This is a genomic window from Serinibacter arcticus (genome assembly GCF_003121705.1).
Classification (GTDB): domain Bacteria; phylum Actinomycetota; class Actinomycetes; order Actinomycetales; family Beutenbergiaceae; genus Litorihabitans.
The window spans coordinates 436,328-462,276 of record NZ_PYHR01000002.1 but is presented as its reverse complement, the minus strand read 5'-3'; the positions used below and the strand labels follow the sequence as shown (position 1 = coordinate 462,276).

Sequence of the window (25,949 nt, the reverse complement as noted above, 5' to 3'; positions counted from 1 at the left end):
GTCGGCGGTGCGCCTGGGTCAGACGGCTTCGCGCTTGGCGGCGCGACGGCGGGCGAGCTCGTCGCTCGGGTGCGGTTCGGTGGCGACGTTCTCCTCGGTGGACTCCACCGGGAACGTCGCGATGGTGGCCTCGACCTCGCGCCACACGCGTCCGACGGCGATGCCGAAGACACCCTGCCCGCCCTGGACCAGGTCGAAGACCTCGTCGGCCGACGTGCACTCGTACACGGAGGCGCCGTCGCTCATCAGGGTGATGCGGGCCAGGTCCTCGACACCGCGCTCCCGCAGGTGCTCGACGGCCTGACGGATCTGCTGCAGCGAGACCCCGGTGTCCAGCAGACGCTTGACCACCTTGAGCACGAGCACGTCGCGGAAGGAGTACAGGCGCTGCGTGCCGGAACCGGTGGCCGGGCGGACGCTGGGCTCGACGAGCCCGGTGCGAGCCCAGTAGTCGAGCTGGCGGTAGGTGATGCCGGCCGCGCGGCAGGCGACCTGACCGCGGTAGCCGGTGTTGGCATCAAGGTCCGGGAGCTCCTCGCCGAAGAGCAGACCCTGACTGATCTGGTGGGTTGCTGGGGCCGCACCTGCCTCGCTGCTGGACACCCGCATCTCCTCCCGGTCACCGACCGTGACAACGACTCATCGTAGCGCTCTCCGCGGCGTGCGGACGAGCTTCCACACGTCAACCTAGGGACCGTCGCCAGGCCCGTCAACGCACCTCGCCGCGACACGCCGAGGGCGTGTTTTCGCGGCGAGTCTCGACCTCCACCTGAAGGTCAAGACGGGGTGCGCCGAGGGTCCGCCGCACCCCTGCAACGGGGCTGCCGCAGACCGCGATCCGGTGACGAAACGATCACGGCGCCCGGATCGAGGCCCGGACCGACGACGTCAGGAGTCCGCATCGTCGAAGTCCTCGGGCTCGACGCTCTCGAGGAAGGCGCGGAACTGGGCCAGCTCGCTCTCGCCCGGCCGCTCCCCCGCGTCTTCCTCGGACCCGAGGTCCAGCTCGCCGGCGCGCTCCAGCACGTCGCCGTCGCACAGCACCGGCACCTGCGCGCGCAGCGCCAGCGCCACGGCGTCGGAGGTGCGGGCGTCCACCCGTGTCTCGTCCGTCAGGACGATCTCGGCGAAGAAGACTCCCCCGCGCAGCCCCACGATCTCCACCCTGTCGATCCCCGTCCCGGCCGCCCGCAGGAGGTCGAGGGTCAGGTCGTGGGTCATCGGGCGCGGCGGGGCGATGCCGGCGAGCACGGAGGCGATCGCCGCGCCCTCGCGCGGCCCGATGGTCACGGGCAGCACGAGGTCGAGGCCGTCAGCGGTGAGGAGGAGCACGACCTCGCCGAGCGGGACGTGAACCCTGACCCCGCGCACGGTCATGCGGTGCATCAGAAGAGCCGTTCGACCCCGGAGGTCACCAGGGCGCCGTGCAGCCGCGACAGCAACGTCGACAGCTCGCCCGCCGCGTAAACGGCGCGCTCGCGACCGCGGGCGTCCTGCGGCGTGTTGGGACGGCCGCGCAACGGCGACGTGAGCTGGGCGACGACGTCGACCTGGCGGTCGGCGGCGCTGCGCATGAGACGCAGGTGACGCGTGTCGAGCCCGTGGACGGTGAGCTCGCCCGCGAGCTGCACGACGGCGAGGCACGAGGCCGGGTAGCGGCCTCCGCCGTCCGTGGCGATCAGCCCCGCGCGATCGAGCTCGAGCACCTGCTCGGGCGTCGACCCGGACAGGGCCGCGAGCTCGGCGAGCTGCATGCGGCCGCCACCGGCCGAGGCGGGCTGCGGGGGAAGCGGGGCGTCATCCTCCAGCCCGGCGTCCAGCGCGGCGAGCCGGTCGCGGATCACGCGCAGCGGGAGGAAGGAGTCGCGCTGGGCCGCGAGCGCGTAGCGCAGCCGCTCGACGTCGGCCTCGCAGAACACGCGGTAGCCGGCGGGGGTGCGCTGGGGCGTCACCAGACCCTGCTCCTCGAGGAAGCGGATCTTGGAGTGGCTGACGGCCGGGAACTCGCGCTTGAGGACGGCGAGCACCGCCCCGATGTTCATCGTCGGCTTGCGGGACGCCCCGCGCGGCCACGGGTCGTGGGCGAGGGACGTCAGTGCGGAAGGTCGCTCGTCCGCCGCCGGGGAGGTCGGCCTCGCCGCGGCCGGCACCTCGCGGTGGGCTGGCGTCACGAGCCCTCCGCCGCGCGGTGCGGGCTCGGGTGGAACGTCAGCCGGTACTTGCCGATCTGGACCTCGTCGCCGCTGCGCAGCGCACCGCCCTCGATCCGCTCACGGTTGACGTAGGTGCCGTTGAGCGAGCCGACGTCGCGGACCTCGAAACCGTCGGCGACACGGCGGAACTCGGCGTGACGACGCGACACGGTCACGTCGTCGAGGAAGATTTCCGAGCGCGTGTCGCGGCCGACGGTCGTGACGTCGGCGTCGAGGAGGAAGCGGGCTCCCGTGTTGGGACCGTGCTGCACCACCAGGAGCGCACTGTCCGGCGGGAGCGCGTCGATCGCGGCGGCGGCCTGGGCCCCGCCCCCACCGGGCGGGTTCGACGGGAGGGCGTCGCCCTCGCGGATCGCCTCGAGGTGGGCGGTCGTCGGCCCGTCAACGCTCCCCAGGTCGCGGTTGACCGAGGTCTCGTCGTTCGCGCTCATTCAGGACCCCTTCACGATGCTGGACTACCGGCCGGGCTGCCGACGGGCAGGAGGACACACTATCCCGAACTCGAGGTCTGCTCAGGCGCGGGAGAGGCCACCTCGGGAGCGGTGAGGTCACGCACCGAGAGGATCTCGAGGGAGTCCCTCGCCTCGACCTGTGGCACGGCGTCGTTGGTGCGCAGGGTGGCGAGCGCGCCGCCCGGGATGCCGAGGGCCACCTCGAGCACCTGGGGGTCCCCGATGGCCCGGACGGAGACCGGGGAGGTGAGCTCCACACCGTCGACGACCACGCCGCCGTCGCGGTCGGCGAACCAGGTCGACGCACCGACACGCACGCCGTCGACCTCGATCGCCTCGGCCCCGGCGTTGCGCAGCTCCTCGACCAGGTTGACCCAGGCCGACGCCGGCACCACCCGGCCCTGCTCGCGCACGACGAGGTCGATCCCGGGACCCTCGACCGCGATCGTGCCGGCGAGGATCCCCTGCACCTCGGCGTTGCGCTCGGCCACCACCTGGGCGTCGGCGCCGGAGGAGAGGTCGTTGCGGTCGATCGTCAGCTGGGCCTGCTCCGTCTCGAGCTGGTCGTTGCGCAGGGTGATCTCGTCGAGCAGCCGGACGAGGTCGTCCTGACGGAGCGAGGCGAGCTCGTCGCTGTTGGTCTGCCGCACCTGGACCACGATCGCGAAGCCGAGCAGCGCGCACAGCAGCGCCACGAGCAGGTGCGAGCGCGTGCCCCAGCCCGAGCCCGTGGCTGACGCGGCCGGACGTGCGGTGGTCGCTCCCGTGACCGCGGCGGTCGGGGCGGCGTCGGCAGCAGGGTCGGCGCCGGTGTCGGGGGCGGTCGGCGCCGGGGCGGCGTGCGCGTGCCGGTGACGCGCCGCCCCCGGCGTCCTCGCGTCGTCGTCGCCCATGCTCACGCCTTGAAGATCGAGCGTCGGATCGAGGCGGCGTTGGAGAAGATCCGGATGCCGAGCACGACGACGACGGCGGTGCTCAGCTGGGAGCCGACCCCCAGCTGGTCGCCGAGGAAGACCAGCAGGGCGGCCACGACGACGTTCGAGAGGAACGAGGTGATGAAGACCCGGTCGTTGAACACGCCCTCGAGCTGCGCGCGGACGCCGCCGAAGAGCGCGTCGAGGGCGGCCACGACCGCGATCGGGAGGTAGGGCTGGAACGCCGGCGGGACGTCGGGCGAGAAGATCAGTCCGACGACGATCCCCAGCACCAGGCCGATGACTGCGATCACTGGATCTCACCTCCCGCCCCGGGTGGGGCCAGCTCCTCGGGCGGCTGGTCGTCGCCGTCCCCGTCCCCAGTCTCCCCCGTGCCGAGGGCGACGGCGAACCGCGGCTGGGTCGTGCGGACGCCGGGCATCCGCACGTCGTCGCGCGTCCCGCTCGTGATGCCGATCCGGTAGCGGTCGCGCAGGACGGACATGTGGGCGGCGGCCGAGGACGAGGCGACCGAGCGGCGGACGTCGCCGACGTCGCCGATCGCGATGACCTCGTACGGGGACGTCACCGGGACCAGGTCGACGAGGATCGCCGAGCCGGCGCCGCGGATCGCCCCGGAGCCGCTCACGCGGGTGCCGTTGACCGTGATGGCCTCGGCGCCCCCCGCCCAGAGCGCGTTGACGACGATCTGGAGGTCCACGGCGGTCACCCGCTCCTCGGGGTAGGCCGCGGGGTCCTGCGCGGCCTGCTGCGAGTCGCTGAAGGTGAGGACGTAGGCGTCACCCTCGACGGGGGTCACGCCGGAGACGATGCCGAGCACCTCGAGCTGGGCGACGAGCGCGGGGTCGGTGGTCCCGAGCGCCAGCGTCGAGAGCTGGGCGATCTCGGCGGTGAGGGCGGCGTTGTCGGTCGTCAGCTGCTCCTGCAGGGCGGAGCGCTCCTCCACCTGGCCCACGAGGAGCTCCCGGGCGCGGTCCCTGACCCCCGTGGGCTCACGGAGCGAGACGATGGCGGTGACCAGACCGATCCCGAGCGCGACGGCGAGCACGAGCGTGAGGATCCGCTGGGTGCCGCGGGCCGCGGCGTGGTGGTGGCCGGTGCGCTGACGGCGGGCGGCCTCGGCGTACGACGGGTCGAGCGGGCTCTCGGTGACCTCGCGCAGGAGCGTCATCGACGCGTCGGGTCGACGGACCACGACCCCGCCCGCGCCCTGGTCCCTGCTCACCCGTGCAGGCTAACCCAGCGCTGCGTAGGCTCGCAGGCATGGCGAACTTCGAGGCAGGACTCTTCATCCCGCAGGGCTGGCGCTTCGACCTGGTGGGGATCGACCCGGCCGAGCAGTGGGAGGCGATGGCCCGACTCGTCCGCCACGCCGACACCGGCACGGCCTTCTCCTCGGTCTGGGTCTACGACCACTTCCACACCACGCCCGTCCCCAGCGAGGAGGCCACGCACGAGGCGTGGACGCTCATGTCGGCGTTCGCGGCGATCACCGACCGCGTCCGGCTGGGTCAGATGTGCACGTGCATGGCGTACCGCAACCCCGCCTACCTGGCGAAGGTGGCCGCGACCATCGACGTCATCAGCGGCGGTCGCGTCGAGATGGGCATCGGGGCCGGCTGGTACGAGCACGAGTGGCGCGCCTACGGCTACGGCTTCCCGCGCGCCGGCGAGCGGCTCGGGATGCTGCGCGAGGGCGTGCAGATCATGCGTGACGCGTGGCGCGACGGCGTGGCCACGCACCACGGCGAGCACTACCAGGTCGACGGCGCCATCGTGCGGCCGCTGCCCCTGCAGGAGGGCGGCATCCCGCTGTGGATCGCCGGCGGCGGCGAGAAGGTGACGCTGAAGATCGCGGCGCAGTACGCGACCCACACGAACTTCGACGGCTCGCCCGAGGGGTTCGCGCACAAGTCGCGGTTGCTCGAGCAGCACTGCGCCGACGTCGGTACCGACTTCGGGGCCATCACCCGCAGCTCCAACTACAACGTGGCGCTCGGCACGACCGAGGCCGAGGCGCAGGAGCGGCTGACGGTGCTGCACGAGCGGCTCCTGCCGCACCTCGGGGCGGAGCGGACCGAGGAGGCGGTGAGCGGCTACCGGTCGTCGCTGGCGTTCGGCACGCCCGAGCAGGTCGTCGAGCGGCTCCTGGGGATGCGGGAGGCCGGGATGACCTACGGGATCTTCTACTTCCCCGAGGCCGCCTACGACACCTCGGGCATCGAGCTGTTCGAGCGCGAGGTGCTCCCCCACCTCGTCTGACCGAGGCGTCGCGCCCGCGCCGCCCCGTCCACCCGCCCCCGAACCACCGCGGCCCGTCCGGACCGCGGCAGCACGAGAACCACCGACCACGAGGAGGAACGATGAGCGAGATCCACATCGACCCCGCCCACCCCGACGAGCCCGAGCTCGAGCTGCGCGTGCTGGAGGAGGACGAGAACGTCCCGCCGCGCCCGGAGGAGGAGATCGCCGACGTCCTGCGCTCCGAGCCCGATCCCCACGAGGTGCGCAGCCAGGACCCCGCGTCCTGACGACGCGGTGCCCGGCCCGGCCCTACGTCACGACGTCGGCGGGGCCGGGCCCGGGCAGGCCGGCCCACCCGAGCGCCGTGCCGGCCAGCTCGACCAGGGTGAGCTCGGGGACGTCGGCCACGGGCACCCAGGCCGCCCGGTCGGTCGAGCCGCCGGTCTCCGGCCGCAGCGTTCCGCCCACGACGGTGGCGCGGTGCACGATACGCAGCGCGTGCGCCGGCCCGTGGCTGGAGTCGTGCACGAGCGAGTCGATCCCGAGCAGCTCGCCGACGACGACGTCGAGGCCCGTCTCCTCCCTGACCTCGCGGACGACGGCGTCCACGGGGCTCTCGCCGAACTCCAGTCCACCCCCGGGCAGCGTCCACGCGTCGGGGAGGTCCCACCCCGGCTCCTGGGACAGGTGCGCGAGCAGCACCTCACCGTCGCGCACGACGACGGCGTAGCCCGAGACCCGCGGCCGGTCACCCGGCCAGGTCGGGGTGGCCGCGCCGTCGTCGGGCGAGGTCACAGCAGGCCGTCGGGACCGAGACGGGAACCGTCGGGCACGACGTGCGCCCCGCCGTCGGGCGCGACGAGCACGGCCTCGCCCGTGGCCACGACGTCGGCCCCGAAGGTCCAGTCGCCCTGGACCGTCAGCGAGTCCGCCCCGAGCAGCGACGGCGGCCCCGAGGGCGTGCGCTCCTCGAAGTCGGCGATGAGCTTGAACGACTCGTCGAGCTGGACCAGCGGTGCGGGCCGGCGGGCGAGCAGGTGGTGCTCCGAGGTGAGCTCGTAGACGTCGGAACGGAGGACCAGCAGGTCGTTGGTGGTCTTCACCGGCAGGAAACGAGCGCGCTCGACCTCGATCACGCGCGCGCCGGGGAAGACGTTGACCGCCGCCCCCATCGCGGTCTCGAGCTGGACGACCTTGGTGGAGGTCTTGTCGCTCGGGTCCACCGTCTTGAGGTTCCGGATCAGCGGGAGCGGGAGCACGCCGTCGTGGACGGCCAGCAGGTCCGCGAGCTGCTCGAGGTCGAACCACAGGTTGTTGGCGTGGAAGTAGGGGTGCACGTGGCGGTCGTTGGCGACGTCGAGCTCTCCGGGCACCACCTGGGCAGTCTCGCGCTGGATGATCTGACCGTCGCTGCGACGCACGACGAGCTGGCCGCCCTTCACGTCCGCGTCGGACTTGGCCACCAGCTCGGCGGCGTAGGGCGCACCGCTCGCGGCGAACCAGGCGGCGATGTCGGCGTCGGGCACCGCGCCGAGGTTGTCGGCGTTGCTGACGGTCGCGTAGCGGAAGCCGGCGTCGAGCAGCGTGCGCAGCATCCCCGAGGTCTGCAGCGCCGTGTAGAGGTCGCCGTGACCGGGCGGGCACCACTCCAGGCTCGGGTCGGCCGGCCACTGCACGGGCTCGAGCGTCTCGGCGTCGAGCTTGGGCTCGCGGTTCTGGACGAAGTCGGCGGGGATGCCGTCGACGGCGAGCTCCGGGTAGGCGGCCAGGGCCTCCAAGGAGTCGGCCCGGGTGCGGAAGGAGTTCATCAGGACGAGCGGGAGCCGGGCGCCGTGCCGCTCGCGGGCCGCCAGCACCTGGCGGGCGATGAGGTCGAGGAACGACGCACCGTCCCGCACGGGGAGCAGCGACTTCGCGGCCTCGAGGCCCATCGAGGTGCCGAGACCGCCGTTGAGCTTGATGACGACGGTGCTGGCCATCGCCTCGGCGGCGGCGGCCCCGTCGATCTCGAGGTCGGCCTGGCGGTCGATGCCGGTCAGCGGCTCGATGTCGGCCTCGGGGATGAGGCCGGTGGCCCCGGCCTCCAGCTCGCCGTACAGGCGCACGAAGGTGGCGATCGCGAGGTCGGGAACGCCCCCCTCCTGCATCCGCTCGATGGAAAGGGAACGTCCGGATTCGCTCATGCCGACAACCCTAACCGGGCCTGCGCGTCGAGGTTCGGTCGTCCACGTCCGATCGCCTAGGTTGGCGTGGTGACGGACGAGACCAAGCCCGAGACCGTGGAGATCTGGACCGACGGGGCCTGCAAGGGCAACCCGGGACCCGGCGGCTGGGGGGCCCTGCTGGTGGCCGGTGGCCGCGAGAAGGAGCTGTGGGGCGGGGAGTCGCCCACCACCAACAACCGCATGGAGCTGACCGGGGTCATCGAGGCCCTGCGCGCGCTCAAGCGGCCGTGCTCGATCGTGCTCCACGTCGACTCGACCTACGTGATGCAGGGGATGTCGAGCTGGATCGCCGGCTGGAAGCGCAACGGCTGGCGCACGTCCTCCAAGCAGCCCGTCAAGAACGCCGACCTCTGGCGCGCGCTCGACGAGGAGATCGCCCAGCACGAGGTGCGGTGGGTCTGGGTCAAGGGCCACGCGGGCGACCCGGGCAACGAGCGGGCCGACCAGCTCGCCAACCGCGGTGTCGCCGAGCTGTAGCAGCGCCCGCACCGTGGCCGGGCGCACTCTCAGCGCCCGCACAGCGACAGCCGACCCCGGGCACGGGTCCGGTGCCTAGACCTGGGGCATGAGCCGCCACCACTCCCCCGGTCCCGCCCGCCCGTCCGACGCCCCGCGGCGACGACGCCGACTGCGGCGCAGCGTCGCCGTCGGCGCCCTCGCCCTCACCACCGCGCTCACCGGCGGTGCCGCGTGGGCCCTGGACCGATTCGTCATCGAGCACGTCGAGATCGCCGACGTGAGCGCGGTCGAGGAGCAGGACGTCGAGGCCGTGTCCGTCCCCGACGGCGCCGAGCCGCAGGTCACGATCACGTCCGGCACCGTCGGCGAGGGTGAGGACGCCGCGACCTACTACGTCGCCGACCTCGTCCTCGACGACATCACCCAGCTGCGCTCCGCCTTCGCCGACGACGCGTTCGGCGAGAACATCGTCGAGCTGCCGTCCGTCATCGCCGAGAGCGTCGGGGCGAGCCTCGCGGTCAACGGTGACTACTACGGCTTCCGCTCGACCGGCATCATGATCCGCAACGGCGTCGCCTACCGCGACGAGGCGGCGCGCGAGGGGCTGGCGATCAACGCCGACGGCACGCTGGAGCTGTACGACGAGACCACCACCAGCGCCCAGCAGCTCGTGGACGACGGCGTCTGGCAGACGCTCTCGTTCGGCCCGGGCCTCGTGGACGACGGCGAGGTGGTCGCGGGGATCGACCAGGTCGAGATCGACACCAACGTCGGCAACCACTCCATCCAGGGCGACCAGCCGCGCACCGCGATCGGCATGATCGAGGCCGACCACCTGATCCTCGTGGTGGTGGACGGGCGCTCCGACGAGAGCGCGGGGGTGACGCTGCCCGAGCTCGCCCGGCTGATGGCCGACCTCGGGGCGACCGAGGCCTACAACCTCGACGGGGGCGGCTCCTCCACGATGGTGGCCGACGGCGACCTCGTGAACGACCCGCTGGGCCGCGGCTCCGAGCGCGGTACCTCCGACATCCTCTACGTGGGCTAGGGCGGCCGCGATGTGGATCCTCGTCCCCGCCTACGAGCCCGACCACCGGCTCGCCCGGCTCGTCGCTTCGCTCCGGGCGGGCGAGCGCCCGCCCGCCGGCGTCCTCGTGGTGGACGACGGCTCGGGTCCGGCGCACGCCGCGACGTTCGACGCCGTCCGCGCACGGGGCGCCGTCGTCGTCGCCCACCCCGTCAACCGCGGCAAGGGTGCGGCGCTGCGCACCGGCGTCGCGTGGCTGGCGGAGCACGCGGCCGGCCACGACGTCGTCTGCGTCGACAGCGACGGTCAGCACACGCCCGACGACGTGGCGGCGGTCGCGGCCGACCTGGCCGTCGTCGCGGCCTCGGGACGGCGCGCCGTGGTGCTCGGGGTGCGCCGGTTCGTCGGCGACGTGCCGTGGCGCTCGCGGGTGGGCAACCGCATCTCGACGGCGCTGCTCGCCCTGGTCGCCGGGGTCCGGATCAGCGACACCCAGACCGGGTTGCGCGGATACCCGGCGGCCCTCCTGCCGTGGCTGCTCACGGTGGGGGGCGACCGCTTCGAGTACGAGCTCGCCCTGCTGGTGACCGGCGCCCGGCAGGGGGTGGCGGTGGTCGAGCGGGAGATCGCCACGATCTACCTCGAGGGCAACGCCTCCTCCCACTTCCGGCCGGTGCGGGACTCGGCGCGCGTGGTGCGACCCCTCATCGCCTTCGCCGCCTCGTCGATGGTCGCGTTCGCGATCGACGCCGCGCTCGTGGTGCTCCTCGGCGCGCTCACGCAGCACCTGCTGGTCGCCGTCGTCGGGGCCAGGATCGTCAGCGCCGGGGTGAACTTCGCCGTCAACCGGCGCGTCGTCTTCGGGGCGGGGCGCCGCGACCGTCACGACCGCCGCGGGACGGCCCGGCAGGCGGTGCGGTACGCGGCGCTCGCCGTCGCCCTCCTGGCGGCCGGCTACCTCGGCCTGCGGGTGCTGACCGAGGCGGGGCTGCCGGTGCTGCCGGCCAAGGTGGTCACCGACGTCGCGCTGCTCGCGGTCTCGTTCGGGGTGCAGCGCGCCGTGGTGTTCGCGTCAGGCGCGGCTCAGGACGGTGACGAGGAAGTCGGACTCGGACGTGAACGGACGCAGGTCCCAGGTGCCCAGCCGCAGGTCCTCGCGGAGGTCGGCGCCGGCCGCGTCGGCGGCGAGGTCGTCGGGCGTGTAGCCGCGGCCCGCCCCGAACCCGAGCACGATCCGGCCCTGCGGCGCGAGGTGTGCGGCGAGGCGACGCAGCACCTCGCCGCTCGTCCCCTCGGCGAGGAAGGTCATGACGTTGCCGGCGCACACGACGAGGTCGAACGGCTCCGCGACGCCCCGCGCGGGGAGGTCGAGCTCGGTGAGGTCGCCCACGAGCCAGGTCGAGCCGGCGTGGTCCGCCTCCGCCGCCCCGATCAGCACCGGGTCGACGTCGACCCCGACGACCGTGTGACCGCGGGCGGCCAGGGCGGCGCCCACGCGACCGGGGCCGCACCCCGCGTCCAGCACGCGTGAGCCGCGCGCGAGCATCGCGTCCACGAGGCGCGCCTCGCCGTCGAGATCCCGGCCCTGCGCCGCCATCTCCCTGAAGCGCTCGACGTACCAGGTGGAGTGCGCCGGGTTCGCCGCCACCATCTCCTCCCAGCGGGACGGACGTCGGGGCACGTCGGGCACGGGACGGTCGGCGGGGGGCTGCTGGCTCACACCTCGACCCTACGGCCGACCCCTGAGACCGGGCTCACGCCCCATCGGCGGCCGTGGGAGGTTAGGCTCGCCTCAGTCAACAACGCGTCCGTCATCCCCGCCGCACCCTGGAGGCGATCCCCCGCATGCCCGTCCCGAGCTCCCTCGCCCCGGCCACCAGGCCGGCGAGCCGGCCGTACCGCGCCCGGGTGCAGTCGGTGCAGCCGCTCGGCGAGCACTTCCTCCGCGTCGTGTTCACCTCGCCCCGGTTCGAGCACTTCGGGACGGATCGCCTCGACCAGCGCATCAAGCTCGTCTTCCCGCTCCCCGACGGCCGTCTGGCCGACCTCGGGGCCGACGACGACGAGCAGAGCGAGGCCTTCGCCTGGTACGGGACCTGGCGCGCCACCCCCGTCGAGGATCGCAACCCGATCCGCACCTACACCGTGCGTCGGGTCGACACCGCCGCGCGGACCGTCACGGTCGACTTCGTCTGCCACGGCGACATGGGTCCGGCCTCGCGCTGGGTCCAGCGCGCGGTCCCGGGCGACGAGCTCGTGCTGGTCGGCCCCGACGGGCGTTCGGAGCAGTCCTCGCTCGGGATCGACTTCCGTCCGGGCACGGCCCACCACCTGCTCCTGGCGGGCGACGAGACGGCCGCCCCCGCGATCTGCGCGATCCTGGAGATGCTGCCCGCCGGCCGCGACGTGCACGCGTTCATCGAGGTGCCGACCGCCGCGGACGTGCTGACCGTCGACCACCCGGCCTCGTTCTCCGTGACCTGGCTCCCCGGGACGGCCGGCGCGTCGGCGAGCGCGTGCTGCCGGCCGTCACGCGCTGGCTCGACGACCACCCCGCGATCGTCTCGGCCGCCGCGGCGCCCCGGCCCCAGAACCTCGACGACGTCGACGTCGACACCCAGGGCCTGTGGGAGTCGCCCGAGGCCGTGGGCTCGGGCGAGCTCTACGCCTGGCTCGCCGGCGAGTCCGCCGTCATCAAGGCGATGCGCCGGGCCCTGGTCACCGGCCGCGGGATCGACCGCAAGCGCGTGGCGTTCATGGGCTACTGGCGCGAGGGCCAGTCCGAGCGCAACGCCTGACGGGCGCCGCGGCCCTCGGGCCGCGCCCCCTCAGGCCGCGGGCGGCCGCGCCTCGACCGCGGCACGAGCGGCCGCCGGCAGCGCCTGCAGGACCCGGTCGACGACGGCGTCGTCGTGCGCCGCCGAGAGGAACCACGCCTCGTAGACGCTCGGGGGCAGCGAGATCCCCTGCTCGAGCATCGAGGCGAAGAACGCGCGGTAGCGCCACCCCTCCTGGTCGCGGGCGTCGTCGTAGTCGCGCACCTCGCCGTCCCGGAACGCCAGCGAGAACAAGCTGCCGGCCCGCGAGACGGTGACGGCGTGCCCGAGGGCGACGAACACGTCCTCCAGCCCGTCGGCGATCGCGCCGGCCGCGGCGTCGACGCGTGCGTAGACGTCGGCGTCGGCGAGCCGCAGCGTCGCGAGCCCGGCCGCGACGGCGAGCGGGTTCCCGCTCAGCGTGCCCGCCTGGTAGACGGGGCCGAGCGGGGCGAGCAGCTCCAGCACGTCGCGTCGCCCGCCGACGGCCGCCAGTGGCATCCCGCCTCCGACGACCTTCCCGAACGTGACGAGGTCGGGAGTCCAGTCGGCGCCGTCGCGCTGCTCCAGTCCCCACCAGCCGGCGGGGTCGACGCGGAAGCCGGTGAGCACCTCGTCGAGGATCAGCAGGGCGCCCGCCGCGCGGGTGCGCGCGGCCAGGGCGGCGTTGAAACCGGTCTGCGGGAGGAGCACACCGGCGTTCGCGCCGGCGCCCTCGGTGATGACGGCGGCGATCCGACCCGGGTGCGCGGCGAACGCGACGTCGAGCGCGTCCAGGTCGTTGTAGGGCAGCACGAGCGTCTGCGCCGCGATCTCGGCGGGGATGCCGGCGGATCCGGGCAGCCCCTGCGTGGCGACGCCGGAGCCCGCCTCGGCCAGCAGGCCGTCGGAGTGGCCGTGGTAGTGGCCGGCGAACTTCACCACCAGCGGGCGGTCGGTCGCACCACGGGCGAGCCGGATCGCCGTCATCGTCGCCTCGGTACCCGTGGAGACGAGGCGCAGCCGCTCGAGCGCGCGGCGACCGGAGACGTCGAGGCGCGCCACCACGGTCTCGGCGAGCTCGGTCTCGCCGTGGGTGGGGGCGCCGAACGACAGCCCGCGGGCGGCGGCCTCCTGCACGGCGGCCACGACCTCGGGGTGCGCGTGGCCCAGCAGCGCGGGTCCCCACGAGCAGACGAGGTCGACGTAGGTGCGACCGGCGACGTCCGTGACGTACGGGCCCGAGGCGCTCGCGAGGAACCGCGGCGTGCCGCCGACCGAGCCGTACGCGCGCACCGGCGAGTTCACGCCGCCGGGGATGACGGCGCGCGAGCGGTCGAACTCCTGCTCGTTGGTCGGCGTGCTCGGGTCGGTCTGCCCGGTCCGGGTCAGCGGAGCCATGCGGCCACCTCCGTGGCGAAGTAGGTCAGGACGGCGTCGGCACCGGCCCGGCGGATCGAGAGCAGCGACTCCTCGACCGCGCGCCGGCGGTCGATCCAGCCGTGCGCGGCGGCGGCCTCGATCATCGAGTACTCGCCGCTGACCTGGTAGGCCCAGACGGGGACCGGGGAGGTCGCCGCCAGCGCGCCGAGCACGTCGAGGTAGGAGCCCGCCGGCTTGACCATCACGACGTCGGCCCCCTCCGTGACGTCGAGCTCGGCCTCGCGCAGGCCCTCGCGGGCGTTGCCCGGGTCCAGCTGGTAGGTGCGGCGGTCGCCCTGCAGCGACGAGTCGACGGCCTCGCGGAACGGGCCGTAGAACGCCGAGGCGTACTTCGCGCTGTAGGCGAGGATCGCGGTGCCGGAGCGTCCGGCGTCGTCGAGCGCGGCGCGGACGGCCTCGACCTGACCGTCCATCATTCCCGACAGCCCCAGCAGGGCCGAACCCGCCTCGGCCTGCGCCAGCGCCATCGCGGCGTAGCGCTCGAGCGTGGCGTCGTTGTCGACGTCGCCGCGGGCGTCCAGCACGCCGCAGTGGCCGTGGTCGGTGAACTCGTCCAGGCACAGGTCGGTCTGCACGACCAGCGCGTCGCCGACCTCGGCCACGGCGACGGCCGTCGCGGCGTTGAGCACGCCGCGGGGGTCGTCGGCACCGGAGCCGCGCGCGTCCTTGGCGGTCGGGACGCCGAACAGCATCACGCCACCGATGCCGGCCTCGGCGGCCTCCACCAGCGCGCGACGGAAGCTGTCGGTGGAGTGCTGCACGACGCCGGGCATGGAGGCGATCGGCACGGGCTCGGACGCTCCCTCCCGGACGAACATCGGCAGCACGAGCTGACGCGGGTGGAGCCGGGTCTCGCGGGTCAGCTCGCGCAGCGCGGGCGTCGCCCGCAGCCGGCGGGGGCGGAGGTACGGGGCAGGGGTCACGGGCGGTTCTCCAGACGGGCGTCGAGGGCGTCGGCGAGGGTCAGCAGCACGCTGCCCGGGTCGGGGTGGTCGGGGACGGCGTCGACGGTGAGGCCGGCGGCGGTGGCCGCCTCGGCGGTCGGCTGACCGATCGCGACGACGACGGGGACGGGCGGGTGCGCGGCGGCGACCTCCGCGAACCGGCGGGCGGTGCTCCCGGAGGTGAGGACGACGCCGTGGACGCGGCCCTCGCTCAGCGCGCGCTCGACCTCGAGTCGCGGCGGACGCGGCTGGACCGTGTACGCCTCCACCCGCTCGGGCACGGCCCCGAACGCCGCGAGGGCGTCGGGCAGGGTCGACGGCGCGAGCGCGGACAGCGGCAGCAGCACCCGGGCGCCGGCGGTCGTCAGCGGCCAGGCGGCCAGCAGTCCCTCGGCGCTCTGGCGCTCCGGGACGAGGACGACGGCGAGCCCCACCCGCCGCGCGGCCTCGGCGGTCGCGTTCCCCACCGCGGCGACGGCGACCCCGCCGGGGCGCAGCCCGCCCGCGCCGGCGGCCGCGACGAGAGCCTCGACGGCCCGGACGCTCGTGAGCACCAGCCAGTCGTAGCCCGCGAGGTCGGCGGCCGCCGCGATCAGGGCCTCGGGCCGCGACGTCGGACGGTAGTCCTGGAGGGCGTCCAGCAGCGCGTCACCACCGCGGGCGCGCACCTGGGTCTGCCAGATCCGGCCGCCCTCACCCGCGCGGGTGAGCAGCACGGTGCGGCCGCGGAGGCCGTCACCGTCGGAGGTGGCGTCGTCGTCGCTCATGACCGGTCCGTCATCGCAGGTCCGTCATCGCAGCAGCGCCTCGGCCCCGCCCGCGAGCAGCTCGGTCACGACGTCCTGGGGCGTGGCCGAGCCCAGCCGGGCGCGCGCACGCACGCTCCGGGCGCCGTCGAGCGAGTACGCCCCGGCCACGACCTCCACGTCGGTGGGGTCGGTGCCCGGCTCGCCGTCGCGCGACGGCAGCGCCGAGACCCCGAGCGGCGCGGCGCAGCCGGCCTCGAGGATCCGCAGCACGTCCCGCTCGAACGCGATCGCCGTGCGGGTGGCGGCGTGGTCGGTGCCGGCGACGGCCGCGCGCTGCTCGGGATCTGCGTCGGCCCGCATCTCGACGGCGAGAGCCCCCTGCGCGGGCGCCGTCGGCCAGTCCTCGAGCTCGAGCAGCTCGGTCACGACGTCGCTGCGGCCGAGCCGGGCGAGCCCGGCCGCCGCGAGCACCACGGCATCGAGCCGGCGCTCGGGCTCGGTGGTGGGGTCGAGCACCCGTCGCAACCGGGTGTCGACGTTGCCGCGGATGTCGACGACGAGCAGGTCCGGCCGGCGGGCGCGCAGCTGCGCCCGGCGCCGCGGCGACCCGGTCCCGACCACGGCGCCCTCCGGCAGGGCCTCGAGCCGCAGGCCGCCCGCGGCGACGAGCGCGTCGCGCTGGTCCTCGCGCGGCGGTACCGCGACGAGGTCGATGCCGTCGGCGGGGGCGGTGGGCAGGTCCTTGCAGGAGTGCACGACCACGTCGACCTGACCCGCCAACAGCGCCTCCCGCAGCGCCGAGACGAACACGCCGGTCCCTCCGAGGGAGGCCAGCGACGCGGTGCTGCGGTCGCCCTCGGACGTGATCCGGACCAGCTCGTAGGAACCCTCGGGCAGACCGAGGGAGGAGGCCCACGCCGTCGTCTGGGTCAGCGCGAGCGCGCTGGCCCTCGTGCCGATGCGCAGCGGCGTCACGGCACCACGCCGGCGGCCGCGGGCTTGAACCCGGCGCGGATGTTCTCGCAGCAGCCCGGGCGGCAGACGTCGAACCACGGGCCGAGCTCGGTCACCGCGGGGCGCTGCGCGGCCGGGGTGCCGTTCACGCGCTCCAGCACGAGGTCGACCAGTCCGGTGACGTAGGTGGGGTCGATGCCGGGCGTGGGCGTGCGGATCGACCGCAGACCGTGCTCGGCCGCGCTCTCGGTCGCCTCCTCGTCCAGGTCCCACATGACCTCCATGTGGTCGCTGACGAACCCGAGCGGCACGATGACGACCGCCTCGACGCCCTCGCCCGGCAGCGTCTCGATGAGGTCGTTGATGTCGGGCTCGAGCCAGGGCTGCGTGGGCGGCCCCGACCGCGACTGGTAGACGAGGTTCCAGGCCACGCCCTCGACCTCCTGCGCCGCCATCACCACTTCCGCCACGGCGAGGTGCTGCGCCTCGTACGCGCCGTGCTCCCCCAGCTCGAGGAACGACGGGCCCGAGCGGGTGGCGTCGACCGTGGGGATGCTGTGGGTGGAGAACAGCACGCGGATCGCTGAGGTGGCCACGCCGTCGGCCGTCAGCGTGGCGACGGCGTCGCGCACGCCCTCGATGAACGTGTGCACGAACGCGGGGTGGTCGAAGAACGGACGCACCTTGTCGATGGTGACGGTGCCCCCGAGACCCGTCTCCGTCAGCACCCTCGCGAAGTCCTCGCGGTACTGCCGGCAGGAGGAGAAGCTCGAGTAGGCGCTGGTGGCGATGGCGATCAGGGTGCGGTCCCCCGCCGCCTCGGCCTGCTCGACGGCCTCGTTCAGGTAGGGCGCCCAGTTGCGGTTCCCCCAGTAGACGGGGAGGTCGATCCCGCGGGCCGCGAGCTCGGCCTCGAGGGCCGCCTTGAGCTCGCGGTTGTGCTCGTTGATCGGGCTCACACCGCCGAAGTGGCGGTAGTGGTGCGCGACCTCCTCCAGCCGCTCGTCCGGGATGCCGCGGCCGCGGGTGACGTTGCGCAGGAACGGGATGACGTCCTCCTGCCCCTCGGGGCCGCCGAAGCCGGCCAGCAGGATGCCGTCGTAGGCCGTGGGGACCTCGACGTGGCGGGGCCCGGTGGAGGCGGCGGCAGAGGCGAACAGCACCTCGCCGGTGGTCGCGCCGCTGGCCGCTGCGCTCGTGTGCTCGCTGACGGTGGGCTGGGTGCTCATGCCACGACCTCCTCGATCTCGTCGGTGCTGATCAGTCGTCCCGTGAAGAACGGGATCTCCTCGCGGACGTGCAGGCGGGCGTCGGTGGCCCGCAGGTGGCGCATGAGGTCGACCAGGTCGACCAGCTCCTCCGACTCCAGCGCGAGCAGCCACTCGTAGTCGCCGAGCGCGAAGCTCGCGACCGTGTTGGTCTGCACCTGGGGGTAGGCCGAGCCGGACCGGCCGTGCTGGCCGAGCATCGCGCGGCGCTCCTCCTCGGGCAGGACGTACCACTCGTAGCTGCGCACGAACGGGTAGACCGTCAGCCAGGGCTTCGGCGGCAGGCCCTTCATGTACGCCGGCGAGTGGTTGGCGGTGAACTCGGCCTCGCGGTGCACCCCGAGCGCGTTCCACGTGCCCGGCATCGAGGCGAAAGGCTCGAGGCGGCGCAGCACACGCAGGGCCCGCTGCAGCGCCGAGGGCTCCTCGCCGGTCAGCCAGACCATGAGGTCGGCGTCGGACCGCAGGCCGGAGACGTCGTAGATGCCTCGCAGGTCGACGCCGAGCGCGGCGATCTCCTCGCCGGCACCGGCCAGGCCGTCGGCGACCGGGTGGGCTCCCTCGCGGCGGAAGACCGCCCACAGCGCGTAACCGAGACGTTCGGTGGTCATGACGGTGCTCCTTGGGTGGTGGAGGTGGTGGAGGAGGAGAGGGGCTCGGCCGCGGCGAGCTCGGCGGCGACCGTTCGGGCGTGCGGCACGATCGACGCCAGCCCGGTGCGGCCGGAGGCCTCGCCGACGAGCCGGGGCGAGCCCGCCGGGTCGGCCTGCGGATCGGGGAAGACGGCGAGCGTGCGCCGCCAGGTGCGGGCGACGTGCTCGAGCACCTCGGCATCGGTCGCACCCGTCAGCGCGCGGACGTCGCACTCGAGCACCCGCTCGAGGTCCTCCGGCGCGGGTGGGACGTCGTAGGACAGCCGGACCAGGTGGACGTCGGCGACGGCCGCGAGCCAGGACCACTTGGCGCTCGAGTGGGTCAGCGCGCGGGCGGCGACGTCCGGCGCGCCCGCCGAGACGAGCACGCCGGTGCCGCGGGGCGCCCCGGTCAGTCGGTGCGAGCGGACGGCGGCCGCGACGACGGTGATCTCGCGCTCGCGCGTGGTCCCCGGGGCGATCCCCGGTGCCGCCAGCACCACCGGCCCTGCCACCTCCTCCTCGGAGCCCGGCGCACCGCCGTCGTGCGGGCGGACCCGGAGGCCCCCGGGCACGAGGCTGACGACCTCGACGCCGGTGCGGATCGTGCCACCCGCGTTCCGCACCTGTGCGGCCAGCGCGTCCACGAGGGCGGCGAGCCCGCCGTCGAGACCGTTGACCTGCGATCCCGCCGGGGAGGCGGCGCGCACGTTCCGGGCGGCCCGACCGAGCCGGCGCGTCCGGGTCAGCTCCTCGGCGAGGGCGGGCGACGCCGTCGTGAGCGGGAGGCTGTCGGCCGCGGAGGAGTAGACGCCGCGCACGACCGGATCCACGAGCCGCTCGACGACGGTGCGACCCATGCGCGCGCCGACCACGTCGCCGACGCTCGCACGCGCCGGGAAGGATCGTCGCGGGAGCACGGCATCCGCCGCGGCGCGCAGCGCACCCCGCCAGCCGAGCACCGCGACCATCTCGCGCGCGAGCGGCCGCACCGGGATCCCGAGCATGCCCGCCGCCGGCAGCGGATAGCTGCGCCCCGTGGAGTAGTGGATCCACGCGGGCCGGTCCAGCGGGCTGCGGACGTGGTCGGCGAGCCCGAGGTCGGCCAGGAGGTCGGCGACCGCGGAGCCCCGGGTGGCGAAGGACTCGGCACCGACGTCGACGCGGCGGCCCGCGAGCATCGCCGAGTCGATCTGGCCGCCGAGGCGCTCCGAGCGCTCGAGGACGACGACGCGAACCCCGGCTGCCGCGAGGTCGCGCGCGACGACCAGCCCCGCGATCCCTGCCCCGACGACGATCACGGGGAGGGCGTCGCTCGGGGTGGAGGACCGCGTCGCGGGCATCGTCATCCGCGCGCGCCCCCGACGGCCGGACGGCCCTGCGCGTGCACGAGCTCGACGATCCGGGTCAGGACCGTCGGGTCGGTCTCCGGCGGGACGCCGTGGCCGAGGTTGAGGACGTGGGCGGGCGCGGCGGCGCCGCGGCGCAGGACGTCGAGCACGTGCGCCTCGACGACCTCCCACGGGGCGCCGAGCACGGCCGGGTCGACGTTGCCCTGCAGCGGCCAGCGCGGCACGAGCGCGGCGGCTTCGTCCAGCGGGGTCCGCCAGTCCACCCCGACGGCGTCGGCACCGATGCCGGGCAGCAGGTCGAGGATGCCGGCCGAGCCGAGCCCGAAGTGCACCTTCGGGACGCCGAGGCCGTCCACCGCGGCGAGCGTGCGCGCCGTGTGGCGGGCGACGTGGGCGCGCCAGGTCTCACGGCTGAGCGAGCCGACCCACGAGTCGAACACCTGCGCCGCGCTCGCGCCCGCCTCGACCTGGGCGCGCAGGAACGCGCCGGAGACCCCGGCGCACCACTCGAGCAGCGCCGTCCAGGTCGCGGGGTCGGCGTGCATGAGGGTCCGCGCGCGCTGCTGGTCCTTCGAGGGTCCGCCCTCGACGAGGTAGGACGCGAGCGTGAACGGGGCACCGGCGAACGCGATGAGCGGCGTGCTGCCGAGTGCGGCGACGGTGAGCGCGACCGCCTCGCGGATGGGGTCGAGCGCGGCGCCGTCGAGTCGCGGGAAAGCCGCCACGTCCGCGGCCGTGCGTACCGGCGTCGCGAACACGGGGCCACGGCCGGGCACGATCTCCACGTCGACGCCGGCGAGCAGCACCGGGATGACGATGTCGCTGAAGAGGATCGCGGCGTCGACGCCGTGCCGCCGGACCGGCTGCAGGGTGATCTCGCTCGCGGTGGCGGGGTCGAGGCAGGCGGCGAGCATGTCGCCGCCGGCGCGCAGCTCGCGGTACTCGGGCAGCGACCGGCCGGCCTGCCGCATGAACCACACCGGGGTGTGCTGCGTGAGCTGGCCGCGGTAGGCGCGGACGAGGGGTGAGTCGGAGGTGCGGCCGTCGACGAGCGGGTGCGTGCTGGGGAGGGTCACCGCGTCATCCTCGCACCGTTGGAGGGGGTCTCGGGCATGTCGTGACGATCTGTCGTGACAGCCCGTCATATCCCTCTGACCTGCGACGATGCTGAGGGTCACCTTACTGGGGGCGGCTCGAAAAGGCACCTACGATGACGTCGTGCTCCTCAGTCTGTCGCTCACCCACGCCACGGCGGGGTTCGACGTCCTGGAGCGGACGACGGCCGCGTTCGCCGGCCTCGCGACACCTGATCTCATCGCTCGCACGATGGAGCGCGACGACGTCTCCGGGGCCGTGGTGCTCTCCACCTGCAACCGGCTCGAGGCCTACCTCGACGTCGCGCCCGGGACCGACCACGTCGTCACGGAGCAGCTGGTCGCCTCGCTCGCGCAGCGCACCGGAGGCGATGTGGCACAGCTCACGTCGGCCGTCGCGGTCCGGCTCGACGGCGACGCCGTCAGCCACCTCTTCGCCGTGACGTGCGGCCTCGACTCCCTGGTCGTCGGCGAGCCGGAGATCGCGGGCCAGGTGCGGCGCGACTACGACGCCGCCCGCGTCGCCGGGTGCACGACCGCCACGCTCGACCAGGCCTTCCAGCGCGCCATGCACGTCTCCCGCGACGTCCGTCGTCGCGCCCACCACACCGGCGACGCCTCGGTGACGCACCTCGCCCTCGAGCTCGCCGCGAGCCACCTGCCCGATCTGCGCGGCGCGCGCGTGCTGCTCGTGGGGACCGGCGCGCACGCTCGGACCGCGGTGACGGCCCTCGCGGCGCGCGGCGTCCGCGACGTCGCCGTCTACTCCGCCGCCGGACGCGCCGAGGACTTCGCCGCCAAGCACGGGGCGCAGGCGGTCGGCGACCTCGGGCTCGGCATCGCCGAGGCCGACGTCGTGCTCACCTGCACGAGCCGCGTCGCGATCGGCGAGCTGGAGATCGGCCCGCGCCGCGCGCGCCGCCTGCTCGTGATCGACCTGGGTCTCCCCCGCAACGTCGACCCCGCCGTCGGCGACCTGCCCGGTGTCGACCTGCTCGACCTCGCGACCATCGCCAAGCACGCCCAGGTGCCGGGGCTGACCAGCGACGACATCTCCGCGTCCCTCATCGCCGACGCGGTCGCCGAGTACACCGCCCAGCAGGACGCGACGGCCGCCGTCGTCGCGCTCCGCGGCCACGTGGGCAGCCTCCTCGAGGCCGAGATCGACCGGTCACGACGACGGGCGTCCACCGCCGAGGAGGCCGACCGGACCGAGGAGGCGCTGCGCCACCTCGCCGGGGTGCTGCAGCACGGCCCGTCGGTTCGTGCTCGGCAGGCGGCCGCCGACGGCCGCGTGGCCGAGTTCGAGCAGGCGCTGGGCGTCGTGCTCGGCGTGGACGTCGACGGGGACCAGCTCCGGGTCGACGGCGACTAGCTCCGGCGCGGGCCGTCGCCCTCGTCGTCGAACACCTCGTGGTACAGCAGCGAGTGGACGTGCTCGACGCGCGGGATGTCGTTGAACTCGAGCGGGTCGTCCGAGGCCGATTCGATGATGAGGGTCCCGGTGCGCAGGATCCGGTCGATCACACCGTGCCGGAACTGCACCGTGTTGATGCGCGACATCGGGATGTCGATGCCCGTCCGGGTGAGGATGCCGTGCCGGAACATGACACGGCGGTCGGTGATGACGAAGTGCGTCGTGGCCCAGCGCAGCATCGGCCACGCGAACAGCCAGAGCACACCGATCAGCCACAAGGCCCCGACGACGATCCCGAGGATCGTCGAGGCGGAGTCCGACATGTCCGCGTTCCGGCTCCAGCTCCACGCCAGCACCGCCGCCGTGGTGAGGATCACGAGCGCCAGGAACGGCAGGATCAGCGTCTTGAAGTGCGGGTGCCGGTGCAGCACGAGCTGCTCGTCCTGCGCCAGCGTGTCCTCGGGGTAGCCCATGAGCCGTCACCCTAGCCAGTGACGCCCCCGTGCGCGCGAGGGCGTCACCGCGGGTCCGTCAGGACCGGGGTGTCCGTCCGGGGCTACAGCGCCCGCAGGCGCTCCAGCAGGGGTCCGGCGGCCTCGTCGAGGAACCGCTGCTGCGCCTCGTCGCCCACCTGGACGATGGCGACGTCGGTGAACCCGGCCTCGAGGTAGGGCCGTACGCTCGCGGCCAGCTCGTCCAGGTCGGGCCCGCAGGCGACCGACTCGGCGACGTCCTGCGGCCTGACGAACTGCGACGCCCCGGCGAAGCCCGCCGGCGTCGGGAGATCGGCGTTCACGCTCCAGCCGCCCGAGGACCAGCGGAACTGCTCGTGGGCCCGTCGGACCGCGACGTCCCGGTCAGGGTCCCAGCTGATCGGCACCTGGCCGATCTTGCGCGAGGCGCCGCCGGGGTGGCGGGCGTCCCAGGCGCTCACGAGGTCGGCACTGGGCTCGGTGGTGATGAGGTGGTCGCCGAGCGGGGCGAACCGCTCGATCGAGGCGTCGCCCGACACGGCGAGCGCGATCGGGATCTCCTGCTCGGGACGGTCCCAGATCCGGGCCGAGTCCACGCGGAAGTACTCGCCGTCGTAGGTGACGAGCTCGCCGGTGTGGAGCTCGCGGATGATCTCGACGGCCTCCTCGAGCATGTCCTGCCGCACGGCGACGGACGGCCAGCCCTCGCCCACGACGTGCTCGTTGAGGTTCTCGCCCGACCCGAGACCGAGGGTGAACCGGCCGTCGCTGAGGAGCTGGAGCGTGGCGGCCTTCTGGGCCACGACGGCTGGGTGGTACCGGATCGTCGGGCAGGTGACGTACGTCATGAGCTCGACGCGCTCGGTGACCTGCGAGACGGCGCCGAGGACCGCCCACGCGTACGGCGAGTGGCCCTGCTCGGTCAGCCAGGGCGAGTAGTGGTCGCTGGAGACCTCGAAGTCGAACCCGAGCGCCTCGGCGGCCGCGGCGTACCGCACCAGCTCGCGCGGCCCGCTCTGCTCGGTCATGAGGGTGTACCCGAAACGCGTCGTCATCGTCGACTCCCGACTCTCGTGCCCCTGCGTGCCGGCCTGCTCGGCGGCCACCTCCACTGTCCGGGGTGTCCGGCGACGGTGTCCAGGACGGCGTCGCTACCCTGTGGTGCCCGTCGGTCGGCGGGCGTCGCGGAACGGAAGAGGCAGCCCCATGATCGTCGCCGGACTCGTCCTGACGGGCCTCGCCGCCCTCCTCCACGTCTACATCTTCGTGATGGAGTCGGTCACCTGGACCTCGGCCCGCACGCGCGCCACGTTCGGCCTGACCGCCGAGCAGGCCGAGGCCACGAAGGAGATGGCGTTCAACCAGGGGTTCTACAACCTGTTCCTGGCCGTCGCCGTGCTCGTCGGGATCGTGACGACGGCGCTCGGGCAGGAGGCCGTCGGTCTCACCCTGGTCCTCGTGGGTGCCGGGTCGATGGTGCTGGCCGGGCTCGTGCTGCTGCTGTCGTCGCGCTCGAAGGCGCGGGCGGCACTGACGCAGCTCACGCTGCCGCTGCTCGGCGTCCTCGCCGTCGTGATCGGGCTGCTCGCCGGCTGACCTGCCGGGCCGGCCCTCCGTCCGTCCCCCTACCGCCGCACCTCCCCCTACCGCCGCACCTCGTAGACCAGGCGCGCGAACTGCCCGTACGCCGTCGCCGACACCAGGCGAAGCCGGTCGGACTCCACCCGCCGCGGCAGCAGCGGGGCCCCGCCGGTCAGCGCGACCGGCGCGACCGAGACCGCGATCTCGTCCAGCACGTCGGCGTCGAGGAACTGGCCGGCGAGGTCTCCCCCGCCCACCACCCAGACGTCACCGTCGCCGGCCGCCTGCCGGATCGCCGGCAGCGCGTCCAGGACCGGACCCGAGACGAACCGGACGTCCGCGCCCTCGGGGACCGGGAGCTCGCGCGTCGTGAAGACGAACGTCACCTTCTCCTCGTGGAACTCCTGCCACTTCTCCGGGTGCGCCAGGACGTCGTTCTCCCGCAGCAGCCACTCGTAGGTTGTCGACCCCTCGACCAGGACGGTCGCCCCGGCGGGCAGCAGCGCGTCGTCGGGCTGCTCACCCCCGTCCACGGCGAACAGCCAGGCGAGGGAGTCGTGCTCGTCGGCGATCCAGCCGTTGAGGGTGGTCGCGGTGTCGAAGATGATTCGTGCCATGCCGGCGAGACTAGGACGAACCACCGACATCGGCTCCGGCAGCGCGGCGGCCGCCGGAGGAGCCGGGCGCGCTCAGCCCTTCCCGTCCAGCTCGCCGCCGGTCTCCCGCAGGTAGCACTGGGCGCACAGCGACTCGTACGTGACCTCGCCGTCGTGCGCGGCCGGGCCGGCGTCGATGGCGACCTGGTCGCCGTCGAACACGAACCGCCCGTCGAGGACCCGACCGTTGAAGACCGCCTTGCGCCCGCAGCGGCAGATCGTCTTGAGCTCCTCCAGCGAGTGCGCGATCTCGAGCAGCCGCCGCGACCCCGGGAACGCCTCGGTGCGGAAGTCGGTGCGGATGCCGTAGGCGATCACGGGGATCCCGTCGAGGACGGCGATCCGCAGCAGGTCGTTGACCTGGACCGGGGAGAGGAACTGCGCCTCGTCCACCAGCAGGCAGGCGACCGGGCCGTCGCCCGCGGCCCGCTGGAACGCGGTCCGCGCGCTCTCGTCGGGGGCGATGGCGAAGTCCACCGGGCGCGTGACGCCCAGCCGGCTCGTGATCTGGTCGGCGCCCTTGGTGTCCACGGCGGGCTTCGTGAGCAGCACGCGCTGGCCGCGCTCCTCGTAGTTGTAGGCCGCCTGGAGCAGCGCGGTCGACTTGCCGGAGTTCATCGCGCCGTAGCGGAAGTAGAGCTTGGCCACCGGGCGAGTGTAGGAGATCAGCCGTCGAGGACCTCGACGGTCCCACCCGTCACCGTGACGAACCCGCCACCGATCTCGAGAGCGTGCCAGTCGCCGTCGAGGTCCTGCACGCGGACCGTCCCCGGTGCCAGCACCGCCACGACGGGGGCGCGCCCCGGAAGGATCCCGAGACTGCCCGTGGTCGCCGGAACCACCACGTGCCGTGCCCGACCCGACCAGCGCGCCGCCTGCGGCGCGAGGATCTCCACCGCCAGCGTCCGCCCACCCGGTGACTCCATGTCGTCCTCCTCAGCTCGTCCCCCGCCTCCTCCAGCGTGCGCGCCGCACGGTGGCCGGATCCGGGCCGAAGGTCCCGTGCGGACCTCCCACTCGACCGCGCCCTCGACTC

At 74.0% G+C, this 25,949-nt stretch carries 30 protein-coding genes and 2 pseudogenes; 9 read left to right on the top strand and 23 right to left on the bottom strand.

The annotated features are described in order from the left end of the window. Positions 1 to 18: 18 nt before the first annotated feature. The 7 genes from C8046_RS02210 to C8046_RS02180 form a co-directional block, all read right to left on the bottom strand. Entirely contained in the window at positions 19 to 609 is a 591-nt protein-coding gene (locus C8046_RS02210) for a MerR family transcriptional regulator (RefSeq protein ID WP_109228080.1), read from the bottom strand. Between the two features lie 279 nt (positions 610 to 888). Next, positions 889 to 1,386 (bottom strand): bifunctional nuclease family protein, encoded by a 498-nt coding sequence (locus C8046_RS02205; protein ID WP_235866034.1) that lies wholly within the window; start codon positions 1,384 to 1,386, stop codon positions 889 to 891. Then, positions 1,386 to 2,171, bottom strand: a complete 786-nt coding sequence (locus tag C8046_RS02200; protein ID WP_235866033.1) for a MerR family transcriptional regulator — start codon at positions 2,169 to 2,171, stop codon at positions 1,386 to 1,388. The genes C8046_RS02205 and C8046_RS02200 overlap by 1 nt, the downstream gene beginning before the upstream one ends. Continuing rightward, the gene (locus tag C8046_RS02195) at positions 2,168 to 2,644 is read right to left on the bottom strand and encodes an FHA domain-containing protein (protein ID WP_109228079.1); all 477 of its coding nucleotides are present in this window, start codon (positions 2,642 to 2,644) and stop codon (positions 2,168 to 2,170) included. Before C8046_RS02195 ends, C8046_RS02200 begins: the two co-directional genes overlap by 4 nt. 59 nt (positions 2,645 to 2,703) lie before the next feature. Then, complete coding sequence (locus C8046_RS02190) at positions 2,704 to 3,558, bottom strand: DUF881 domain-containing protein (RefSeq protein ID WP_109228078.1); 855 nt, start codon at positions 3,556 to 3,558, stop codon at positions 2,704 to 2,706. Positions 3,559 to 3,560: 2 nt separating this feature from the next. Beyond that, the gene (locus C8046_RS02185) at positions 3,561 to 3,893 is read right to left on the bottom strand and encodes a small basic family protein (protein WP_109228077.1); all 333 of its coding nucleotides are present in this window, start codon (positions 3,891 to 3,893) and stop codon (positions 3,561 to 3,563) included. Beyond that, positions 3,890 to 4,825 carry a DUF881 domain-containing protein gene (locus C8046_RS02180; RefSeq protein WP_146197034.1) on the bottom strand — a complete coding sequence of 312 codons (936 nt, stop codon included), beginning with the start codon at positions 4,823 to 4,825 and terminating at the stop codon, positions 3,890 to 3,892. The genes C8046_RS02185 and C8046_RS02180 overlap by 4 nt, the downstream gene beginning before the upstream one ends. A 38-nt stretch (positions 4,826 to 4,863) precedes the next feature. Between C8046_RS02180 and C8046_RS02175 the strand changes: the two genes are divergently transcribed. Beyond that, on the top strand, positions 4,864 to 5,862 hold the full coding sequence (locus C8046_RS02175) for an LLM class F420-dependent oxidoreductase (protein ID WP_109228075.1): 999 nt from the start codon (positions 4,864 to 4,866) through the stop codon (positions 5,860 to 5,862). A gap of 101 nt (positions 5,863 to 5,963) precedes the next feature. Next, complete coding sequence (locus tag C8046_RS18590) at positions 5,964 to 6,131, top strand: hypothetical protein (RefSeq protein ID WP_199224369.1); 168 nt, start codon at positions 5,964 to 5,966, stop codon at positions 6,129 to 6,131. A gap of 22 nt (positions 6,132 to 6,153) precedes the next feature. Here C8046_RS18590 and C8046_RS02170 read toward each other — a convergent pair whose 3' ends face one another. Together C8046_RS02170 and C8046_RS02165 are read right to left on the bottom strand one after the other, a co-directional pair. After that, positions 6,154 to 6,639, bottom strand: coding sequence for an NUDIX hydrolase (locus tag C8046_RS02170; RefSeq protein ID WP_109228074.1), 486 nt, complete (start codon positions 6,637 to 6,639; stop codon positions 6,154 to 6,156). Next, complete coding sequence (locus C8046_RS02165; protein WP_109228073.1) at positions 6,636 to 8,027, bottom strand: UTP--glucose-1-phosphate uridylyltransferase; 1,392 nt, start codon at positions 8,025 to 8,027, stop codon at positions 6,636 to 6,638. Before C8046_RS02165 ends, C8046_RS02170 begins: the two co-directional genes overlap by 4 nt. Before the next feature lie 69 nt (positions 8,028 to 8,096). Between C8046_RS02165 and rnhA the strand changes: the two genes are divergently transcribed. The 3 genes and pseudogenes from rnhA to C8046_RS02150 form a co-directional block, all read left to right on the top strand. After that, positions 8,097 to 8,546: a ribonuclease HI gene (gene rnhA / locus C8046_RS02160; RefSeq protein WP_199224368.1), complete on the top strand. Its 450-nt coding sequence runs from the start codon at positions 8,097 to 8,099 to the stop codon at positions 8,544 to 8,546. Positions 8,547 to 8,634: 88 nt separating this feature from the next. Further along, the gene (locus tag C8046_RS02155; protein ID WP_109228072.1) at positions 8,635 to 9,576 is read left to right on the top strand and encodes a phosphodiester glycosidase family protein; all 942 of its coding nucleotides are present in this window, start codon (positions 8,635 to 8,637) and stop codon (positions 9,574 to 9,576) included. 10 nt (positions 9,577 to 9,586) lie between these two features. Then, positions 9,587 to 10,612 (top strand): annotated as a pseudogene (locus C8046_RS02150) (glycosyltransferase); the annotation flags it as partial. Positions 10,613 to 10,627: 15 nt separating this feature from the next. Here the strand turns inward: C8046_RS02150 and C8046_RS02145 are convergent. Next, entirely contained in the window at positions 10,628 to 11,101 is a 474-nt protein-coding gene (locus C8046_RS02145; protein ID WP_328587624.1) for a class I SAM-dependent methyltransferase, read from the bottom strand. 299 nt (positions 11,102 to 11,400) lie between these two features. Here C8046_RS02145 and C8046_RS19665 point away from each other — a divergent pair. Both C8046_RS19665 and C8046_RS19660 read left to right on the top strand, forming a co-directional pair. Continuing rightward, a pseudogene (locus C8046_RS19665) lies at positions 11,401 to 11,997 on the top strand (siderophore-interacting protein); the annotation flags it as partial. 74 nt (positions 11,998 to 12,071) lie between these two features. Further along, entirely contained in the window at positions 12,072 to 12,353 is a 282-nt protein-coding gene (locus tag C8046_RS19660) for an SIP domain-containing protein (RefSeq protein ID WP_268921354.1), read from the top strand. A gap of 30 nt (positions 12,354 to 12,383) precedes the next feature. Here C8046_RS19660 and C8046_RS02135 read toward each other — a convergent pair whose 3' ends face one another. Genes C8046_RS02135 through hemE form a run of 8 tightly spaced genes read right to left on the bottom strand, consistent with a single transcriptional unit; the run spans position 12,384 to position 20,768 of the window. After that, positions 12,384 to 13,751, bottom strand: coding sequence for a glutamate-1-semialdehyde 2,1-aminomutase (locus C8046_RS02135; RefSeq protein WP_109228071.1), 1,368 nt, complete (start codon positions 13,749 to 13,751; stop codon positions 12,384 to 12,386). Next, positions 13,739 to 14,716, bottom strand: coding sequence for a porphobilinogen synthase (gene hemB, locus C8046_RS02130; protein ID WP_109228070.1), 978 nt, complete (start codon positions 14,714 to 14,716; stop codon positions 13,739 to 13,741). Before hemB ends, C8046_RS02135 begins: the two co-directional genes overlap by 13 nt. Next, a complete protein-coding gene (locus C8046_RS02125; protein WP_109228069.1) occupies positions 14,713 to 15,504 on the bottom strand; it encodes a uroporphyrinogen-III synthase in 792 nt (263 codons plus the stop codon). Before C8046_RS02125 ends, hemB begins: the two co-directional genes overlap by 4 nt. Before the next feature lie 24 nt (positions 15,505 to 15,528). Then, positions 15,529 to 16,461 (bottom strand): hydroxymethylbilane synthase, encoded by a 933-nt coding sequence (gene hemC / locus C8046_RS02120; protein ID WP_109228068.1) that lies wholly within the window; start codon positions 16,459 to 16,461, stop codon positions 15,529 to 15,531. Further along, positions 16,458 to 17,669 carry a ferrochelatase gene (locus C8046_RS02115; protein ID WP_109228067.1) on the bottom strand — a complete coding sequence of 404 codons (1,212 nt, stop codon included), beginning with the start codon at positions 17,667 to 17,669 and terminating at the stop codon, positions 16,458 to 16,460. Before C8046_RS02115 ends, hemC begins: the two co-directional genes overlap by 4 nt. Next, positions 17,666 to 18,319, bottom strand: a complete 654-nt coding sequence (gene hemQ / locus C8046_RS02110) for a hydrogen peroxide-dependent heme synthase (protein WP_109228066.1) — start codon at positions 18,317 to 18,319, stop codon at positions 17,666 to 17,668. The genes C8046_RS02115 and hemQ overlap by 4 nt, the downstream gene beginning before the upstream one ends. Continuing rightward, positions 18,316 to 19,683: a protoporphyrinogen/coproporphyrinogen oxidase gene (locus tag C8046_RS02105; protein WP_158277108.1), complete on the bottom strand. Its 1,368-nt coding sequence runs from the start codon at positions 19,681 to 19,683 to the stop codon at positions 18,316 to 18,318. The genes hemQ and C8046_RS02105 overlap by 4 nt, the downstream gene beginning before the upstream one ends. A 2-nt stretch (positions 19,684 to 19,685) precedes the next feature. Next, positions 19,686 to 20,768 carry a uroporphyrinogen decarboxylase gene (hemE, locus tag C8046_RS02100; RefSeq protein WP_109228064.1) on the bottom strand — a complete coding sequence of 361 codons (1,083 nt, stop codon included), beginning with the start codon at positions 20,766 to 20,768 and terminating at the stop codon, positions 19,686 to 19,688. A gap of 142 nt (positions 20,769 to 20,910) precedes the next feature. On the opposite strand from hemE, the gene C8046_RS02095 reads away from it, so the two are divergent. After that, positions 20,911 to 22,161, top strand: coding sequence for a glutamyl-tRNA reductase (locus C8046_RS02095; RefSeq protein WP_158277107.1), 1,251 nt, complete (start codon positions 20,911 to 20,913; stop codon positions 22,159 to 22,161). On the opposite strand, the gene C8046_RS02090 is transcribed toward C8046_RS02095, so the two are convergent. Next, positions 22,158 to 22,676 carry a PH domain-containing protein gene (locus C8046_RS02090; protein WP_109228062.1) on the bottom strand — a complete coding sequence of 173 codons (519 nt, stop codon included), beginning with the start codon at positions 22,674 to 22,676 and terminating at the stop codon, positions 22,158 to 22,160. The two genes, C8046_RS02095 and C8046_RS02090, sit on opposite strands and share 4 nt — an antisense overlap. Positions 22,677 to 22,759: 83 nt before the next feature. Continuing rightward, positions 22,760 to 23,731, bottom strand: a complete 972-nt coding sequence (locus C8046_RS02085) for an LLM class F420-dependent oxidoreductase (protein WP_109230668.1) — start codon at positions 23,729 to 23,731, stop codon at positions 22,760 to 22,762. 151 nt (positions 23,732 to 23,882) lie between these two features. Here C8046_RS02085 and C8046_RS02080 point away from each other — a divergent pair, with 151 nt between their 5' ends. Beyond that, on the top strand, positions 23,883 to 24,272 hold the full coding sequence (locus C8046_RS02080; RefSeq protein ID WP_109228061.1) for a DUF1304 domain-containing protein: 390 nt from the start codon (positions 23,883 to 23,885) through the stop codon (positions 24,270 to 24,272). A gap of 47 nt (positions 24,273 to 24,319) precedes the next feature. Here C8046_RS02080 and C8046_RS02075 read toward each other — a convergent pair whose 3' ends face one another. The 3 genes from C8046_RS02075 to C8046_RS02065 form a co-directional block, all read right to left on the bottom strand. Next, a complete protein-coding gene (locus tag C8046_RS02075) occupies positions 24,320 to 24,874 on the bottom strand; it encodes a dihydrofolate reductase family protein (protein ID WP_109228060.1) in 555 nt (184 codons plus the stop codon). A gap of 72 nt (positions 24,875 to 24,946) precedes the next feature. Further along, positions 24,947 to 25,561, bottom strand: a complete 615-nt coding sequence (locus tag C8046_RS02070) for a thymidine kinase (protein ID WP_109228059.1) — start codon at positions 25,559 to 25,561, stop codon at positions 24,947 to 24,949. Positions 25,562 to 25,578: 17 nt separating this feature from the next. Then, positions 25,579 to 25,839, bottom strand: coding sequence for a FoF1 ATP synthase subunit delta/epsilon (locus C8046_RS02065; protein WP_109228058.1), 261 nt, complete (start codon positions 25,837 to 25,839; stop codon positions 25,579 to 25,581). Positions 25,840 to 25,949 lie beyond the last annotated feature (110 nt).

What these genes read in the sequence shown, in the direction of transcription:
- C8046_RS02190 (WP_109228078.1), bottom strand. Translation starts at nt 3,558, where the DNA reads ATGGGCGACGACGACGCGAGGACGCCGGGGGCGGCGCGTCACCGGCAC.
- C8046_RS02115 (WP_109228067.1), bottom strand. Translation starts at nt 17,669, where the DNA reads ATGAGCACCCAGCCCACCGTCAGCGAGCACACGAGCGCAGCGGCCAGC.
- hemQ (WP_109228066.1), bottom strand. Translation starts at nt 18,319, where the DNA reads ATGACCACCGAACGTCTCGGTTACGCGCTGTGGGCGGTCTTCCGCCGC.
- C8046_RS02105 (WP_158277108.1), bottom strand. Translation starts at nt 19,683, where the DNA reads ATGCCCGCGACGCGGTCCTCCACCCCGAGCGACGCCCTCCCCGTGATC.
- C8046_RS02205 (WP_235866034.1), bottom strand. Translation starts at nt 1,386, where the DNA reads ATGCACCGCATGACCGTGCGCGGGGTCAGGGTTCACGTCCCGCTCGGC.
- C8046_RS02125 (WP_109228069.1), bottom strand. Translation starts at nt 15,504, where the DNA reads ATGAGCGACGACGACGCCACCTCCGACGGTGACGGCCTCCGCGGCCGC.
- C8046_RS02175 (WP_109228075.1), top strand. Translation starts at nt 4,864, where the DNA reads ATGGCGAACTTCGAGGCAGGACTCTTCATCCCGCAGGGCTGGCGCTTC.
- C8046_RS02195 (WP_109228079.1), bottom strand. Translation starts at nt 2,644, where the DNA reads ATGAGCGCGAACGACGAGACCTCGGTCAACCGCGACCTGGGGAGCGTT.
- C8046_RS02090 (WP_109228062.1), bottom strand. Translation starts at nt 22,676, where the DNA reads ATGGGCTACCCCGAGGACACGCTGGCGCAGGACGAGCAGCTCGTGCTG.
- C8046_RS02165 (WP_109228073.1), bottom strand. Translation starts at nt 8,027, where the DNA reads ATGAGCGAATCCGGACGTTCCCTTTCCATCGAGCGGATGCAGGAGGGG.
- C8046_RS02075 (WP_109228060.1), bottom strand. Translation starts at nt 24,874, where the DNA reads ATGGCACGAATCATCTTCGACACCGCGACCACCCTCAACGGCTGGATC.
- C8046_RS18590 (WP_199224369.1), top strand. Translation starts at nt 5,964, where the DNA reads ATGAGCGAGATCCACATCGACCCCGCCCACCCCGACGAGCCCGAGCTC.
- C8046_RS02135 (WP_109228071.1), bottom strand. Translation starts at nt 13,751, where the DNA reads ATGGCTCCGCTGACCCGGACCGGGCAGACCGACCCGAGCACGCCGACC.
- C8046_RS02210 (WP_109228080.1), bottom strand. Translation starts at nt 609, where the DNA reads ATGCGGGTGTCCAGCAGCGAGGCAGGTGCGGCCCCAGCAACCCACCAG.
- C8046_RS02065 (WP_109228058.1), bottom strand. Translation starts at nt 25,839, where the DNA reads ATGGAGTCACCGGGTGGGCGGACGCTGGCGGTGGAGATCCTCGCGCCG.
- C8046_RS02145 (WP_328587624.1), bottom strand. Translation starts at nt 11,101, where the DNA reads ATGCTCGCGCGCGGCTCACGCGTGCTGGACGCGGGGTGCGGCCCCGGT.
- C8046_RS02155 (WP_109228072.1), top strand. Translation starts at nt 8,635, where the DNA reads ATGAGCCGCCACCACTCCCCCGGTCCCGCCCGCCCGTCCGACGCCCCG.
- C8046_RS02085 (WP_109230668.1), bottom strand. Translation starts at nt 23,731, where the DNA reads ATGACGACGCGTTTCGGGTACACCCTCATGACCGAGCAGAGCGGGCCG.
- C8046_RS02080 (WP_109228061.1), top strand. Translation starts at nt 23,883, where the DNA reads ATGATCGTCGCCGGACTCGTCCTGACGGGCCTCGCCGCCCTCCTCCAC.